15 protein-coding genes are annotated in these 15024 nt (G+C 48.9%); 3 read left to right on the forward strand and 12 right to left on the reverse strand.

Annotation, left to right across the window (positions count from 1 at the left end):
- Nucleotides 1-93: 93 nt before the first annotated feature.
- On the forward strand, nt 94-642 hold the full coding sequence (gene lepB, locus I8U19_RS01675; protein ID WP_198055007.1) for a signal peptidase I: 549 nt from the start codon (nt 94-96) through the stop codon (nt 640-642).
- Nucleotides 643-954: 312 nt separating this feature from the next.
- On the opposite strand, the gene I8U19_RS01680 is transcribed toward lepB, so the two are convergent.
- The 10 genes from I8U19_RS01680 to I8U19_RS01720 form a co-directional block, all read right to left on the reverse strand.
- Nucleotides 955-1587, reverse strand: a complete 633-nt coding sequence (locus tag I8U19_RS01680; protein WP_198055008.1) for an FMN-dependent NADH-azoreductase — start codon at nt 1585-1587, stop codon at nt 955-957.
- A 201-nt stretch (nt 1588-1788) separates the two neighbouring features.
- Nucleotides 1789-2421 carry an FMN-dependent NADH-azoreductase gene (locus I8U19_RS01685; protein WP_033099187.1) on the reverse strand — a complete coding sequence of 211 codons (633 nt, stop codon included), beginning with the start codon at nt 2419-2421 and terminating at the stop codon, nt 1789-1791.
- Between the two features lie 301 nt (nt 2422-2722).
- Complete coding sequence (locus I8U19_RS01690) at nt 2723-5032, reverse strand: right-handed parallel beta-helix repeat-containing protein (RefSeq protein ID WP_198055009.1); 2310 nt, start codon at nt 5030-5032, stop codon at nt 2723-2725.
- Nucleotides 5033-5165: 133 nt separating this feature from the next.
- Nucleotides 5166-5303 carry a hypothetical protein gene (locus tag I8U19_RS01695; RefSeq protein WP_160173774.1) on the reverse strand — a complete coding sequence of 46 codons (138 nt, stop codon included), beginning with the start codon at nt 5301-5303 and terminating at the stop codon, nt 5166-5168.
- 140 nt (nt 5304-5443) lie between these two features.
- Nucleotides 5444-5944 carry a GNAT family N-acetyltransferase gene (locus I8U19_RS01700; protein ID WP_033099348.1) on the reverse strand — a complete coding sequence of 167 codons (501 nt, stop codon included), beginning with the start codon at nt 5942-5944 and terminating at the stop codon, nt 5444-5446.
- Between the two features lie 99 nt (nt 5945-6043).
- Nucleotides 6044-6559 carry an adenine phosphoribosyltransferase gene (locus I8U19_RS01705; protein ID WP_033099189.1) on the reverse strand — a complete coding sequence of 172 codons (516 nt, stop codon included), beginning with the start codon at nt 6557-6559 and terminating at the stop codon, nt 6044-6046.
- The gene (gene recJ / locus I8U19_RS01710) at nt 6498-8915 is read right to left on the reverse strand and encodes a single-stranded-DNA-specific exonuclease RecJ (protein ID WP_198055010.1); all 2418 of its coding nucleotides are present in this window, start codon (nt 8913-8915) and stop codon (nt 6498-6500) included. The genes I8U19_RS01705 and recJ overlap by 62 nt, the downstream gene beginning before the upstream one ends.
- A 94-nt stretch (nt 8916-9009) precedes the next feature.
- Entirely contained in the window at nt 9010-9918 is a 909-nt protein-coding gene (secF, locus tag I8U19_RS17180; RefSeq protein WP_235281571.1) for a protein translocase subunit SecF, read from the reverse strand.
- A complete protein-coding gene (gene secD / locus I8U19_RS17185; RefSeq protein ID WP_232330884.1) occupies nt 9908-11134 on the reverse strand; it encodes a protein translocase subunit SecD in 1227 nt (408 codons plus the stop codon). Before secD ends, secF begins: the two co-directional genes overlap by 11 nt.
- Nucleotides 11135-11290: 156 nt before the next feature.
- Nucleotides 11291-11578, reverse strand: coding sequence for a post-transcriptional regulator (locus I8U19_RS01720; protein ID WP_309485150.1), 288 nt, complete (start codon nt 11576-11578; stop codon nt 11291-11293).
- A gap of 157 nt (nt 11579-11735) precedes the next feature.
- Between I8U19_RS01720 and spoVB the strand changes: the two genes are divergently transcribed.
- Nucleotides 11736-13337 carry a stage V sporulation protein B gene (gene spoVB / locus I8U19_RS01725; RefSeq protein ID WP_033099190.1) on the forward strand — a complete coding sequence of 534 codons (1602 nt, stop codon included), beginning with the start codon at nt 11736-11738 and terminating at the stop codon, nt 13335-13337.
- A 35-nt stretch (nt 13338-13372) separates the two neighbouring features.
- Here spoVB and I8U19_RS01730 read toward each other — a convergent pair whose 3' ends face one another.
- Nucleotides 13373-14059 (reverse strand): DUF421 domain-containing protein, encoded by a 687-nt coding sequence (locus I8U19_RS01730; RefSeq protein WP_033099191.1) that lies wholly within the window; start codon nt 14057-14059, stop codon nt 13373-13375.
- A 196-nt stretch (nt 14060-14255) separates the two neighbouring features.
- Here I8U19_RS01730 and I8U19_RS01735 point away from each other — a divergent pair, with 196 nt between their 5' ends.
- Entirely contained in the window at nt 14256-14654 is a 399-nt protein-coding gene (locus I8U19_RS01735; protein WP_033099192.1) for a TIGR04086 family membrane protein, read from the forward strand.
- A 33-nt stretch (nt 14655-14687) separates the two neighbouring features.
- On the opposite strand, the gene yajC is transcribed toward I8U19_RS01735, so the two are convergent.
- On the reverse strand, nt 14688-15005 hold the full coding sequence (gene yajC / locus I8U19_RS01740) for a preprotein translocase subunit YajC (RefSeq protein ID WP_033099193.1): 318 nt from the start codon (nt 15003-15005) through the stop codon (nt 14688-14690).
- Nucleotides 15006-15024 lie beyond the last annotated feature (19 nt).

Consider the following 15024-nt stretch of genomic DNA (forward strand, 5'->3'; position numbering starts at 1 on the left):
AGGCCCAGTTGACAGGAAAAAGGAGAAAAAAGTCTAATTAATAGGTATCTGTCCAACCATTTTCCAAATCCTACAAAGGAGATCGAGTTTTCAATGAGGTTATTAAAAGAAGGAGTGGCTTGGTTCAGTTCTTTGTTTACCGGGATGGCAATCGCGCTCATCATCAGTATTTTTATTCTGCAACCGACCAAAGTTCTCGGCCATTCCATGGAACCGACACTCATGCCGGATCATCATATTTTTGTGTCCAAACTCCCCTGTGTCCTGCAATACCACCCTCATCACGGGGATATTGTCATCATAGATAGCCGGATTCACCATCAGCGCACCTGGGTCGACGATTTGATGGACAGTCCCCTCTACGTCTGGATCACCGGGACTTCACCCCATAATATTTGGGTGAAACGCGTGATCGGAGTCCCGCGGGATGTCATTGAAATCAAAAATAACCGGGTCTATCGCAACAACCAGTTGCTGAAGGAAAGCTATATCAAGGAAGAGATGAACAATACGCCTGACATGAAGATCACGGTTCCCGATAATTGCATCTTCGTCATGGGCGACAATCGCAATTACAGCATGGACAGCCGGGAAATCGGCTGCGTTCCGATCGATCACGTGCTCGGGGTAAAAATATTCTGATTCATGCCGGAGAATTTTTTTTCTTTTTATGCAACCTGGACAACCGAAGATGAGTCTAATATAGCAAACAACTTTTCAGGCAAAAGGATGGGTCATGATTGGATAAGGATCTCGTCGTTTCCGGTTTGTCACTCTTTTTTCTCTTTTTTATCACGTGCTGCGTGATCTGGTTTACGGATCAACCGGCAATCCATTAAAGATGATGTTGAAACGACCTGCCAATTTTCAATCCAGGAGAATGCGCCATAAAAAAAGCGCCGACCTTTGGGAATCGGCGCCTTTTGTCCATGGGAGAGAGAATGTCTTGCTCTTTTATTTTGCGAAGGAAGCAGCAACGTCCTGGCCGTGTGCAATCGCTTTTTCCAAAATGGCATCGGCCTGCTCCGGAAATGCTGCCATTCCTTCAGCAATAACCGATTCAACGTCCGTAATGCCGATGAATTGCAAAACGGTGCGCAGGTAGCGGTCACTGAATTCCACTTCCCGGGCGGGACCTTCCGAGTAAACGCCGCCGCGCGCCTGAATGTGAACCGCTTTTTTTCCTTTGAGAAGCCCCACCGGGCCGTTTTCGGTGTATTTAAAGGTTTTACCGGCAATACAAATCGTGTCGATATAGGCTTTCAGCTTTGGCGGAAATAAAAAGTTCCAAAACGGAGTCACAAATACATATTTATCCGCGGACACAAATTGTTCGGTCAATTCATTGATGCGATCCACTTTTTTCTTTTCTTCGGGGGTCAAATCCGCCCCTTTTGCCAATTTTCCCCATCCACTGAAAACTTCTTCATCAATGTAAGGAATTTCTGTTTTGTACAGATCCAATTCCACAATTTCATCTTCCGGGCGAATCTCTTTATAACGCTCCAAAAAAGCCTTGCCCACCCGCAAACTGAAAGATTCATCAACCGGTTTGGGATTCGCCGTAATATACAGGACTTTGGCCATGAAATGATCCTCCTCTGCTCAAGTTTAGTAACTAACTTTAAATACGTAAGTATAATATGATAAAGAACTGCGAAAGTCAAGAAAAACCATTGAGCCGGAGCCATTGCACCGGTTTGGAAATTCATGACACCCCAGTGTCCTGGAAAAACTATTCTGCCAATCATCCCTAGTTTGTACTGCTTCTTTCCCGATTATCCACCATTAATTTTTCGCAAACTCCACTGCGGTTCGCTTCGCCAGATGAATCGCCTGCTGCAAAATCTGGTCGTACTGTTCTTCGTTGGACGTTCCTTCGGCAATAATTGATTTCACATCCGTAATTCCCATGAAACCAAGAATCATTTTGACATAACTGTCAGCAAACTCCATCGCCTGACCCTGTCCTTGTGAAAAAATACCGCCACGGGCCTGAATATGTATCGCTTTTTTGTTGATCAACAGTCCCACCGGCCCCCGGCTTGTGTATCGAAACGTTTTTCCCGCCATGCAGACGAGATCGATATAAGCTTTAAACATCGGCGGCAGACCGAAATTCCACATCGGGGTGACAAATACATATTTATCGGCTGAAACAAACTGCTCAACCACTTCATTGATGCGGTTCAATTTTTTTCTTTCCTCCATCGTCAGCGGCACGTGCTCCACCATTTTGTTCCATCCGTTAAAAACATCATAATCCAATAAGGGGATTGATTCGCGATATAAATTTAATTCAATGATTTCATCAAGCGGATTGGTTAATTCGTATGCATTTAAAAAAGCCCGGCCTACTTGCAAACTAACAGATTCATGCTCCGGTTTGGGGTTGGCGGTTACATAGAGGACAGCTGCCATGTTTACACCTCCAGTTTTCGTCATTGTCTCAATCCAAAGCCACAACCCTGGGTTGCGGAGACCTCCTGTCATAAGAACGGCTGCCACCGCATGAAACAGAGATCGCTCATCACCTGGCTCAACCCGGGGATGAAAGCAGATCTCTCACAGGAAAAAAGCAACACCCCGATTATATCCATCTTTATAGACTGACTGCATCATATGATGATATTTTTATATTTGTCAAGAATAAAATAATTTTTATTAATAAGCATTACCACGCCACAAAAAATCCGACCCCAAGGCCGGATCACTTCAAATGTCAATTTGTCTTCCCTTCCCTTGACCGATGGCTTTGTTTCTCCTCCTTCATCAAAGTCTCAATCCACTCCGGATCATGAGGCAAAACTTCTTCTTCCTTCTTCACGGCGAGATCTTCGGGCAGCAAGAGGGTCAGCAGTTCCCTGGTGCGCTCTTCTTTCGCGATTTTTGCACATCGCTGACCGTGACGGTATTTCACCATTTGAAAAAAATGGCGAACCCGTTCCGCCCGGCCTGCTTCCGCATTTTCCCGGCAAATCCGGTTCATCTCCTGCCACAGCCGACGCCGGGCCGACTCATCAATCCTGTAATTTTCTTCTTCCGCCATCCGCTCAAACAATTGAACCAGTTCTTCCGGAGTATAATCGCGAAATTCAAACCAATGCTGAAACTTTCGAGCCAACTCGGGAACATGATTCAACCACTTCTTCAGTGGGTGCTCAGGCCCTGACAAAATCACAATCCGGTCGGCGTCTTCTTCATTGACCAATCGAATCAACCAATCAACCCATGATTGCCATTTGCCGGCAGAAACGGCATCCGCTGCCCAGGATTGCGGGTTGCGCAAATACAACACCCCTCCCTCGGTCCGGGCTGTCACTTCCCGCCTTCTCTCCTCCGCTTCCTCCGGCGGACTTTCCAGCAATTCCGCCGCATCGACGGACACCAGATGGCCTTTGCTCAAAAAATGAAGATGATTCATGGCCAACCCGTAAAACTCTGCCCATTTCCGCTTACCGATGCCCGGCGGACCGCAAAAGACGGCATGTGGCGGAGCGGGTTCCAGTTTTTCGATTCCCAGGCGCTTTCGATCGGACAAATAATCATAATATCGGATGAGATCCAGCAGCTTCCGCTTCATTTCCGTTTGTCCGATCATCCCCGCGCTCCAATTTTGCCAGAGGAGCGATAACGGATCAGGCCGACGGTCGGGGTCAGCGGAAGTCCCGTGTTCGATATCAAGAATCACCGGCCGGCTCTCCACCACATTCCAGTTGCTTTCCCTGATCTTGTCAAAACGGCACCTGTCAAAGGAACCGCGACCGTTTTCCACCACTTCGACCCCGTTGAGGCTGTCATGAATCGAACACTGAATAAACTCCGGATCCGCTGCTTTTGAAACATGTACTGCGGCGGCATTCATAAAGTCGTAAATCTCTGTATCCCGGATGGTTCCCGTCGCCTTTAACGACAGTGAAACTCCATGTCGTTGCCCGCGATAAATCCGACAACGTAGCAGATCGAGATTGGCTTCCGAGCGAATGGAAACGAGATCCCCGTTAAACCCGAACAACTCGCAATTCTCCATGATTCCCCTGCCGCCCTTTTCGCAGAAGACCGCTTCTTTGTTTCCATCATGAATTCGCGTCTGCAAGATGTGTGGGGCAGCTTCGTTCAGAATCCAAATGGCCGGTTGACGGCTGAAACCGTATAAGTCACACTGGTCTATCATGCCACCAGCACCATTGGTAAAGAAAAAGGCACCTTGCGGACAATTTTTGATCGTACAGGCAAAAAAGCGGGGTTCGGCCTGAGCCAGCACCCGGATGGCCGGCTCGATTTCGCCTACCGAAAAGATTTTGCATTCCTCAAATTTCGCCTTTCCCCCCGACATCACCATCCCGCTTGTTTTTCCGTCATGAATCAGGGTGCGGATAAACGCCGGACTGCCTCCATCAATCCCGATCGCCGGACTGTGATCAAAACCAAACAAATTGCATTCCTCAAAAAGCCCTTTTCCATTTTCTTCCACAAACACACCGTAACCCTTCGTGCCGGTTATCGTACACTGACGAAATACAGGGTCTCCTGAGGATACCAGAATGGTCGTCATCTCGCTTTCGCTGTGCAGACTGCATTCCTCAAATAATACCTTGCCGCGGCTCCGGCTTAATATGGCGGCGTTTTTTTGACTGCTGATCCGACAGCGGCGCAAGATCGGTTCCGCTTCATCCACGGCAATGGAAATTCCCGGCCCCTTTTCGGCCCGCACATCGCACCCGTCCAGCACCAGCGCTCCCCTGTGAACGGCCACAACCGGTGAATCATTGGTGCGCGCCTGGCTTAAAGTGAGATTTTTAAGTACCGCATAACCTGCGCTCATTTCGATGGTGGCATATTTTTTTCCCACGATGACCACTTCTTCTTTGGCTCCTGTCCCAATGATTTCGATCATCCGGTCGATCCACAAATCTTCATGGTAGACTCCAGGTTCAACCTCAATCACGCTGCCGGAAGGCGCCTGATCAAGAGCGGATTGTATGGTTCGATACCTGCTAAACCATCTGCGTGATACCCGAATTGTCGACACTTCCGTTCAACCAACCTTTCCTGTTTTCCCCCTTCTTATTTTTCAATATGTCACGATCTGTCCCTTTCCACTCATAAAAAAAAAGACCGGCGATAAAACCGGCCCGATTTGGTCCCCGCACATGCAGCGCTCTTTATTCATAATATTTCAATATGCACGCGCGTACTTCATTCATTTCCTGGTTTTCCTCCACTTCGGACAACTTTTTCCCTACTTCGGCACCGCAAATTTCACAATATTTCGGTTCATGTTCCTTTACCTGCCCATCCATCGCTCTCCACCCCATCCTCTTTATTATAATACCATTATATTATAACAACACCTGTTATGCAACAGTTTGTATTAGTACAACTCTTGCTTTTCATATAAAAGGCGGGAGCCGGATTGCACAAGCTGGAAAAGGGAGGGATTTCACCTTTTGATCGCATAAATATGAACCAGGGTCATACGAAACACCGTCTCCTTTTCTTTCTCCATTCCTATTTTACGTGCCACCTTGATTGACGCTTTATTCCCGGGCTGAATAATGGATATCAGCCTCTGCAATTTCAATGTTTCAAATGCGTAGTCGCGAAAAGCTGCCGCCATCTCTGTGCCCAATCCCTTGCCCCAATATTTCGGCAACAGCCAATAACCGATTTCCGCTTCGATCCGTCCGTCAACAATCTGTTCTATTACACCGGAATGCCCCACCTTTTCCCCGCTTTTCCGGTCAATGGCCAGGCAAATGCCCATTCCGCCTTTTTGCGCATTCAGCCACTTCTGAAGCATCTCTTCCGTTTCCTCCGGCGTCTTTACTTTTCCGATATAACGCATCACCTGCGGATCACTGCACAACGAGATCAAAAACGGCAAATCCTTTTCCTTATACGGCCGGAACCGCAATCTTTCTGTCTCGATCAAAAGACTCATACCATCCTCCAAATCGAAATTGAATGAATATTCAATCACAAAATGGTTTAAGAATACCACCCGCCTCCCGGGAGGTAACGGGTGGACATTCAGCCTGCATTATTCGTATTTCACCAGGGACACAACTTCAAGTCCATTCAGCTTCTCCCTGCCTTGAAGATAAGCCAGTTCAATCAGGAATGCCGCACCGACCGGCTCCCCTCCCAACTGTTTGACAAGGTCAAGTGTCGCGGAAATCGTGCCGCCGGTTGCCAGCAGGTCATCGGCAATCAACACTTTTTGTCCGGGCTTAATGGCATCCTTATGCATGGCCAATGAATCTTTTCCATACTCGAGGCTGTAATTGGCCTGAACGGTTTCGGCCGGAAGTTTTCCCGCTTTGCGAACGGGAACAAACCCCACACCAAGCGCATAGGCCAGCGGGGCTCCAACCACAAACCCGCGCGCCTCCGGGCCGACGACCAAATCGATCGATTTGCCGTTTAACCTGGCAGCGAGCTCATCGATTGCTGCTTTGAAGGCTTTTCCCTCTTTGAGCAAGGTGGTAATATCTTTAAATCGAATCCCCGGTTGCGGAAAATCGTTGATCACTCGAATTTTCTCTTTGAAGTTCATGTTCATGTCCTCCTAAATGTTTGAAAGCGATCGTTGAAAACAAATACCTGCACAATTCCGTGTATGAAGAGTAGACCAATGTTTGCAGAACTTGTTGTCCGGCGAGCTGCCTTTGGTATAATTTGGAATCTGTTAACGGTTTTTTAGCCGGGTTTGGATGAATGCGTATTTCTCCATGCTCAACCCTTAAAAAGCCCAATTCCTCAAACACTTGAATGATAAAGGAAAGCGATCGTTTTTGCAATCCCGTATGGCGCATAAGTGCGGAAAAATGTTTGGACAGGGAGATTTTCTCCCGGCCGGCAAGCATGCGGTACAAACGTTTAAAATCATCCCGGGTGGGAACTTTGGCCAGCAAATCGTCAAATTCTTTATCGCCAAACAAAAAATAGAGCCGCTCTGCTTCTTTTACCTGATTCAATCCTTTTGTGAACACTTCCAAATCAGGCGGCGCATCCACCAAAACTACAAATTTGGCAGCACGAACCTCCGCGGGCCAATCCCTTTCCGCAAGCTGATCCCAATAGACAACGGTCCCTTTCAAATCCACCGCCAGCAAGGGCTGTTTGATCATACCGGAACAAACATAACAGACACCGTCATGATCCAATCCCTTCAGCCTTTCCCAATCGCGACGGTTGCTGCGCCAGTCAAAAACCTGCAAATGGGGAATCATTAAATCCCGGATAATAAATTGGGGCGAACGTTGTCCGTTCCATTCATTCATCTGCAATTCTCCGAGCAGGCGAATCCGGGACAAGGGTGCGATTTCCCTGGCTGCCTCACCAATCCGAAAACCGACCGCTTCCACGGTTCCCCCGTCCGTTTGCAAATAAATCTTCATATGTTCTTTATCTTTCCCCATCAATTGAACCCGGGCGACAGGAGCATCTTTGAGAATAAACAGCGGTGTGGGATTTCCCACTCCATAGGGAGCCAATGCTTCCATCTGTTCGATCAGGGCCGGCTCGATCCGCTCCAGTTCAAGCTCTCCCTCAGCGTGCAAAAGCGGGATGTAATCTTCCGGAGTCAGCCATTCCTGTGCCAGCTCCGACAGCCGCTCGTGAAGCAAATCCAAATCTTTAACGGCCAAGGTCATCCCGGCCGCCATCTCATGTCCGCCAAAATGGGGCAGCAAATCCCGGCAAGCGCTCAGGGCCTGAAACAGGTGAAAACCTTTGATGCTGCGCGCGGAGCCCTTTGCCGTCTGCTTTTCCTCATCGATGCCCAGCACGAGCACCGGCCGGTAATATTTCTCCACCAAACGGGAGGCCACGATTCCCACAACGCCCACATTCCAGCCCGGTTTCGCAACCACAATCACATGGCGATGGCGTTCCGGATTTTTTTCGACTTCGCTGATCGCTTCGAGCGTCATCTCTTCCACCAGCTGTTGCCGCTCCCGGTTCATCGCATCCAATTCCCTTGCCAGGCTTTCCGCTTCCCGCACATCCCCGGAAATGAGCAAACGAACGGCTGTATCCGCCGAATCCAGCCGGCCGCTGGCATTGATACGCGGGCCCAGAGCAAATCCGACATGCCCGGCTGTCACTTCGCGCCCGATATCTGCCGCTTCGATTAAAGCGCGAAGGCCCACCGATGTCTCTTCATTCATTTTCCGCAAACCATGATAAGCAAGGATGCGATTTTCTTCGATCAGCGGGACGAGATCGGCAATTGTCCCCAGGGCGACAAGATCGAGCCATTCCACCGGTACCCGGTTCAGCAAAGCAGTAGCCAGTTTAAAAGCAACACCGACACCGGCCAGCATTTTAAACGGGTAGGAACATCCCGGTTTTTTGGGATTGATCACGGCCAGGGCATCCGGCAATATTTCCGGCGGTTCATGATGATCGGTAATGATTAAACCAAGGCCGAGTTCTTTGGCATAATCTGCCTCTTCAACGGCACTGATGCCCGTATCCACCGAAACCACCAGTTCAAACCCCTGTTCTTTAGCCGATTGTAACGCTTCTTTGTTTAATCCATATCCTTCTCGAAAGCGATTGGGAATATAATAATCGACATTGGCCCCCAGTTTTCGAAAAACATGCATCATCAAACTGGTGCTGCTCACTCCGTCGGCATCATAATCACCATAGATCAAAATTTTTTGTTTCCGTTCCAGCGCATGCCTGATTTCCTCCACTGCGGTTTTCATCCCGTCAAGAGCAAAAGGATCGTGCAAATCTTCCAGCCGGGGCTGCAAAAATCGTTTTGCCTGATCATGATCCCGGATTCCCCGTCGAAGCAAAATCCGGGCCAGCAGGGGATGAATTTGGCAATCACGGGCCATTTTATCAGCCAGGGCATCATCCACCTGTTCTGCCTTCCAACGCCCCTTTGCATACAGCACGGTTCCGTTCACCTCACTTTGCGTACTCAATTATAGCACAAAGAAGTTTTCTCCCATCACAAAAAAAACCGTGGTTTCCCACGGCCTGACATTTTTATTCGGTTGCCAAACGCTTCTGTTTCTGCTTTTGCAGCGAATGCCATTTCCACACGATCCAGATCGGGCTAGCGACAAAAATCGAAGAATAAGCGCCGGAGATCAATCCAAACAAGAGAGCGAGCGAGAAATTGCTGATGCTTTCCCCACCGAGGAGCCAGAGTGCAAATGCGGCGAAGACGACAGTCAAAACGGTGTTGATCGAGCGCACCAGTGTCTGATTGATACTGGTATTGACCACTTCCGCCAGCTCGTCCCACGTTTTGGGTTTGTGTAAATCCATGTTTTCGCGGATACGGTCGAAAATTACGATGGTATCGTTAATCGAATAACCGACGATGGTCAACACGGCCGCCACGAAGACGAGATCCACTTCGATGCGGAACAGTGAAAACATCCCAATGATAAAGAGTGCATCGTATAACAGGGACAATACGGCCGCCACGGCAAAGCGATATTCAAATCGTAAAGAAACATAAATGATGATGCAAACCGCAGCGATCAAAACGGCAATCATCGCATTGCGGGCCGTCTCCAATCCGATGATCGGATCGACTTTTTGCTCCTGGACGCTGACATTTTTGTTAAAGGCCTTACTGAAATTATCGCGGATTTTTTTCACTTCATCCGGTGACAAAACCTTATCCGTGCGGAAGATCAAAATCTCTTTTTGCGGTCCGCCCACGCGGATATTGGGCTTTTGATACCCTAAATCTTCAAGAACGGTCCGCGATTTTTCCAAACTGACATTTGGTGCGATGGTAATATCAATCCGCGTACCGCTCTTAAAATCAACCCCGAGGTTTAACCCTTGCACGAGAAGAGATAGCACCGACACCAGCACGATCGCAATCGTAACGATGAAATACTTGTTCCGGTGTTTCACGATATCCAACTTATAGGTCACTGATCTCATCCTCTCTTACCCTGAACAGGCCCGGGCTTTTCAGCACATTGGAACGGACGAGCAGGTTAATCAAGATCCGGGACAAGGCAACGGCCGTGATAAAGCTGACCACAATGCCGGTGATGAGCGAAACGGAAAAACCTTTGACCCCTGCCGTACCGTAGATAAACAAAACGGCGCCGGCAATCACCGTCGTGATGTTGGAGTCGAAAATGGTGAGGAACGAACGCTTTGATCCGGAGCGAACCGAAGCCGCGATGCTCTTGCCCGCACGGAGTTCTTCGCGAATCCGTTCATTCATGATGATGTTGGCATCGACGGCCATCCCGATTCCCAGGATAAACGCGGCAATTCCCGGCAGTGTCAATGTAACATGGAGCAGCATGAATGCCAGCAGAACGAGGTAGCTGTAAGCGATGAGCGTAATAACCGCGATGAACCCCGGTAAACGGTAAAAACCGATTACGAAGATGAAGATCGCCAGCACAGCCAACAATCCGGCAATTAAACTCTGCTTCAGCGAATCGGCACCCAGACTGGCGTCGACCGCATAACTGGAAATTTCCTTCAGTTTGAGCGGAATCGCACCGGCATTCAAAAGGTCGGCCAGTGTTTGCGCCTCTTTCACCGTCTTCTGGCCGGTAATCTGCGCTTCTCCGGCGGTGATCACCTGTTGCACGACCGGATCGCTGATCTTCTGGTCATCCAGATAGATCCCGACCGGTTGCCCAAGGTAAGTGCGCGTCACATTCTCAAACTTGCTCGGATTTTTGAATCGAATGGAGACGACGGGGGCACCCGCCTGGTCATACTCCAATTTGGCGCTGCCCGGCTTGATATCGGTGCCGGACAAGAGCACTTTCCCATCGGGAGAACGGAATGTCAGTTTGGCTTGTCTGCCCAGAAGCTCCCGCGCTTTGGCCTGGTCTTTCACCCCGGCCAGTTGCACCCGAATCCGGTTCGGAGGTTCAACCGTGATATCCGGCTCGGACACACCCAGGACGTTTACCCGATTGTTAAGCGCAGCGGCAGTATCTTTAAGCGCTTCCGTGCCCGGGTTTTTCTGTTCAGTTTGATAAAGCACCTCAAACCCGCCTTGCAGATCCAGCCCTTTGGTAATATGGTTCCATATGTAGCTAGTGGTTGTTGCGACCAGAGCGAGAATCGCAACCACTAGGAGGATGAAAATGGTCAATTTTCCCTTTCGCACACTCATTTAAAGCTCCTCCTTTATGTAAAACACCATAATTCTAATTATCCTTTCTAGCCTGGGCAATGTCAATTTAGAAGACCGAGATGACTTAATTCCATTTCAAATCAAAAGAAGCGGCTCCCCTAACGAACCATAGGGCGCCGCTTTATTCAAGTCGGATCAGTCTTTATATACGGAGAGCATTAACCAGTTCATAAACCGATTTGCTTTCAATGACATGATATCGTTAACCAAACGGTTTAAGCGCGGCCAACCCCTGCGGTAGTTTTCCGACACACAGGCCCAGATTTGCTCACCCGTCACATTTTCATACCCGTACATTCGAAACTCTTCCGCTTTGATGTTACAAAGATCTTCAATACATCTCATCAGTTCCTTTTCGCTCAGAAGCTCGACCGAGTGGGTTTTTTGGTGGCTTACCGGTTTTAGTGCACCATATTTGGCCATAGCGTTCCTCCTCACCTGTTATGACTTCTCTTTCTTACATCGTTTTCGTTTTGGACTATTAAAAATCCTACTTTCCATTCTACCTGATTTTTTAGGTATGAGCGGCCCGGACAAGTCATAGATTTTAGTAACCTTTTGTGAAGGAGGGGCCAGAAGGGTGAACAAGGGTTTCCTACGCGGTACACTCATTCTCGTCGGAGCAGGTCTGATAACCAAAGTTCTCGGGTTCGTCTACCGGATCGCTCTTTCCCGGATCATCGGTGACGAAGGAATGGGACTGTTTCAAATGGCCTTTCCGATTCTGGTCTTTACCATCGTCGTCACCACCGCAGGATTGCCCGTGGCCATTTCTAAACTGGTTTCCGAAGCGGAAGCCAAAGGGGAAGAAGAACGGATTCGCTCCATTTTAATCGTATCGGTCTTTATTGTGATCATCACCAGTACCGTGATCACCGCTTCTGTCCTGCTGGGCGCCCCATGGATCGCCAAAACATTGCTCACGGATGAGCGGGCCATCTATGCGCTCCTGGGCATCGCGCCGATTATCCCGATCATCGCCGTCTCGTCCATATTTCGCGGGTATTTTCAGGGCAGGCAAAATATGAGCCCTTATGCTTTTTCCACCATCGTGGAGCAATCGGTTCGGATTTTCACTGTGCTCCTGCTGGCAAAATATCTGCTTCCCTACGGAATCGAATTCGCCGCAGCCGGTGCGATGATCGGGATGGTGATCGGAGAGTTTACCGGTATGGTTTATCTTCTTTACTCGTTTAAGAAAGATCCGACGCGCCCCCGGTTGCGCCTGATCTTTTCCAGACAGCCTTCGGTCAGCACACGCGGGAAAAAGGGCTCTTATCTCAGTGCTTTTGGCCGGACTGTTCGCGCTCTCTTGCGCTTGGCCATTCCCGTCACGGCCAGCCGCCTGGTTGGTTCGTTTTCTTATGCCATTGAGCCGATTGTCGTCTCCCAGAGTTTGGCTTTGGCCGGATATGTAACCGCCACGGCGACTGCTCTCTATGGACAACTGGAAGGAATGGCCATTCCGATTACCTTTTTTCCGGCGTTTATCACTTATGCCTTGTCCGTTTCACTCGTTCCGGCGATCAGTGAAGCAGAGGCGCAAAACAATCAACGTCTGGTGGAACACCGGCTGCAACAGGCGATCCGGCTCTCCTTAATTGTGACGGCTCCCTGCGCCCTTCTCTTGTTTCTCTTGGCCGAACCCTTATCTGTTTTACTCTTTCGTCAAGCCGATGTCGCCCGTCTGATTCAAATCATGGCCCCCTTTACCATCATTCACGCCTTGCAAGGCCCGTTCGCCTCCGTTCTGCAAGGATTGGACCGGGCGAACTTACCCATGCGAAACTCGATTATCGGGGCCTTGATCAAAACCGTTCTCATCTTATTGCTGGCTTCCAGACCTGAACTCGGGATCGACGGAGTGGCACTGGCGATCAACTGCGGCATCGTGATTGTGACTTCTCTTCATTTTATTGATATCGTCCGGCTCATCCCTTTCAGCATCCGCGTCAAAGAGTACGGAAAACTCATTCTGGCCGTCGTGGTGACGGGTTTCGCCGCCTATCAGGGAATGGCATTAACCAAGCAAATGTCCTTGCTTTCAAGCACTTTGCTCATCATGGCTATGAGCATGGGAGTTTACCTCTGCTGCTTAATCTTTTTATCCCTCATTCGCAAAGAAGATGTGCTTCGGATTCCCGTCATCGGAAAATGGATGGCGTTCCTGCTGCCACAATAAGCAAAACGGGCCGGTTTTTCATGACCGCCCGTTTTTTATCTGGTTTGATTATCTTTTCCATCAATGAATAATTTCCCTTCATAGTTGATGCTGGCATAATAGATTTCTTTAAAATCCCTGTACCCTTGTTTTTGAATCTCGTTTTTCAGCCAAAACCGCGTTTTCCCGATCTGTCTGAGCCCCTGTTCCTGCACTTTTCCGTCCAAAATCAATGTGATCGGCATTTGAAACGGCCGCAGTAACGGAAGAACATCTTCCTTCATCACCGGCCGCTTTTCCTCCCGGGGGAAAACGCTTAATCTTCCTGTAGTTTCCAATATTGCAAACTCTACATCTGAAACATCCGCGATATTCTTTTCACGCAACTGCAATAACAAATCATCAATGTTATAACGGGCTTTGGCCATCTCGGCATCCAGGATTTTCCCGTTTTTCACCAGGACGAGCGGCTTCCCGTCAACGAGCTGTCTCACTTTCCTGCTCTTGAGCGACAAATAGGAAAGAACGATTTGCAAAGCGGCCAAGGTGACGATGGCAATCATGCCATTGATCAGCGGTTCATGGGATCGCTCAATCGCCATGGCTGAAATATCGGCAATCATGAAGGAAACAATCAAATCGATAATGGTTAATTTTCCGATTTCCCGTTTCCCCATTAAACGCATGATAATGAGAAGAAACAGATAGATAAAAACCGTTCTCAGCAATATAGAACCAATCACCCCGGCACCTCCTTTCCCCCATAGGTTTCACCAACGAAAACCGTTTTATGAATGACGCAAAAGGTGATATTTTAATCCAAGCCTTCATAACATGTACCAGTGCGGAAGATCTTTTCGCGGAAAAGGAGGTGCAGCCTGCTGCGTGGAATTCTCGGCACAAAAGGGCCGGACCCACAGTGACGGCAGGTGAACTTGTATGAAAGAAGCCTGGTTCGATTCCGCCAAAAAAGGGTGGCAATCCCCGTGGATTATCGGACAATTGTTCATTTGGGGCATCATCTTTATCGGTTCCTTTATCGTCGCCATCTTTTTGCGCTACTCTTCGCTCGAATCCGCTGACATCCCCATACTCTCTTACATATTAAACGGGCTGGCCTTATTTGCCGGAGGTTTTGTCGCCGGCAAAAAGTCGGGAAAAAGAGGGCTGTACTATGGCGCTGCCCAAGGCATCATCTATGTAGCCATCCTTTTGTTGATCGGATTTCTCGCCTTTGATTCCCTGACAACGTTTCATCCTTTTATGTTCAGCGCCTTCGCAATCGGCCTCAGTTCGCTCGGGGGAATTTTGGGGGTAAATAACAGCAAAAGCTCCTGACCCAGTTTTGGGCCGGAGCTTTTTCTTTCACGCTTAACTTTCTTTCACTTCTTGCGGTTTTGCCTCCGCTTTCTTTGTTTCCTGCTTCTCCTCGACATTGGTGACACGGTCGATCGCGTGACGTTCAAAGGTAATGCGTGTATTGTCGCTCACTTTCAATGTGACTTTCTCTTCGTTCAGATCCACGACGGTGCCGTGAATGCCGCCTGCCGTGATCACCTTGTCCCCTTTGCGCAAATTGTTCAGCATTTCCATCTTCGCTTTTCGCTGGCGGTTGTTGGGACGGATGATCAGGAAATAGAAAATGAGCAGAAACAAAACGAGCGGGGCCAATTGAGTGAGCATATTCATTTACAAAACTCCTTCCATC

It is taken from the genome of Thermoactinomyces sp. CICC 10523 (assembly GCF_016055105.1).
Lineage (GTDB): Bacteria > Bacillota > Bacilli > Thermoactinomycetales > Thermoactinomycetaceae > Thermoactinomyces_A > Thermoactinomyces_A daqus.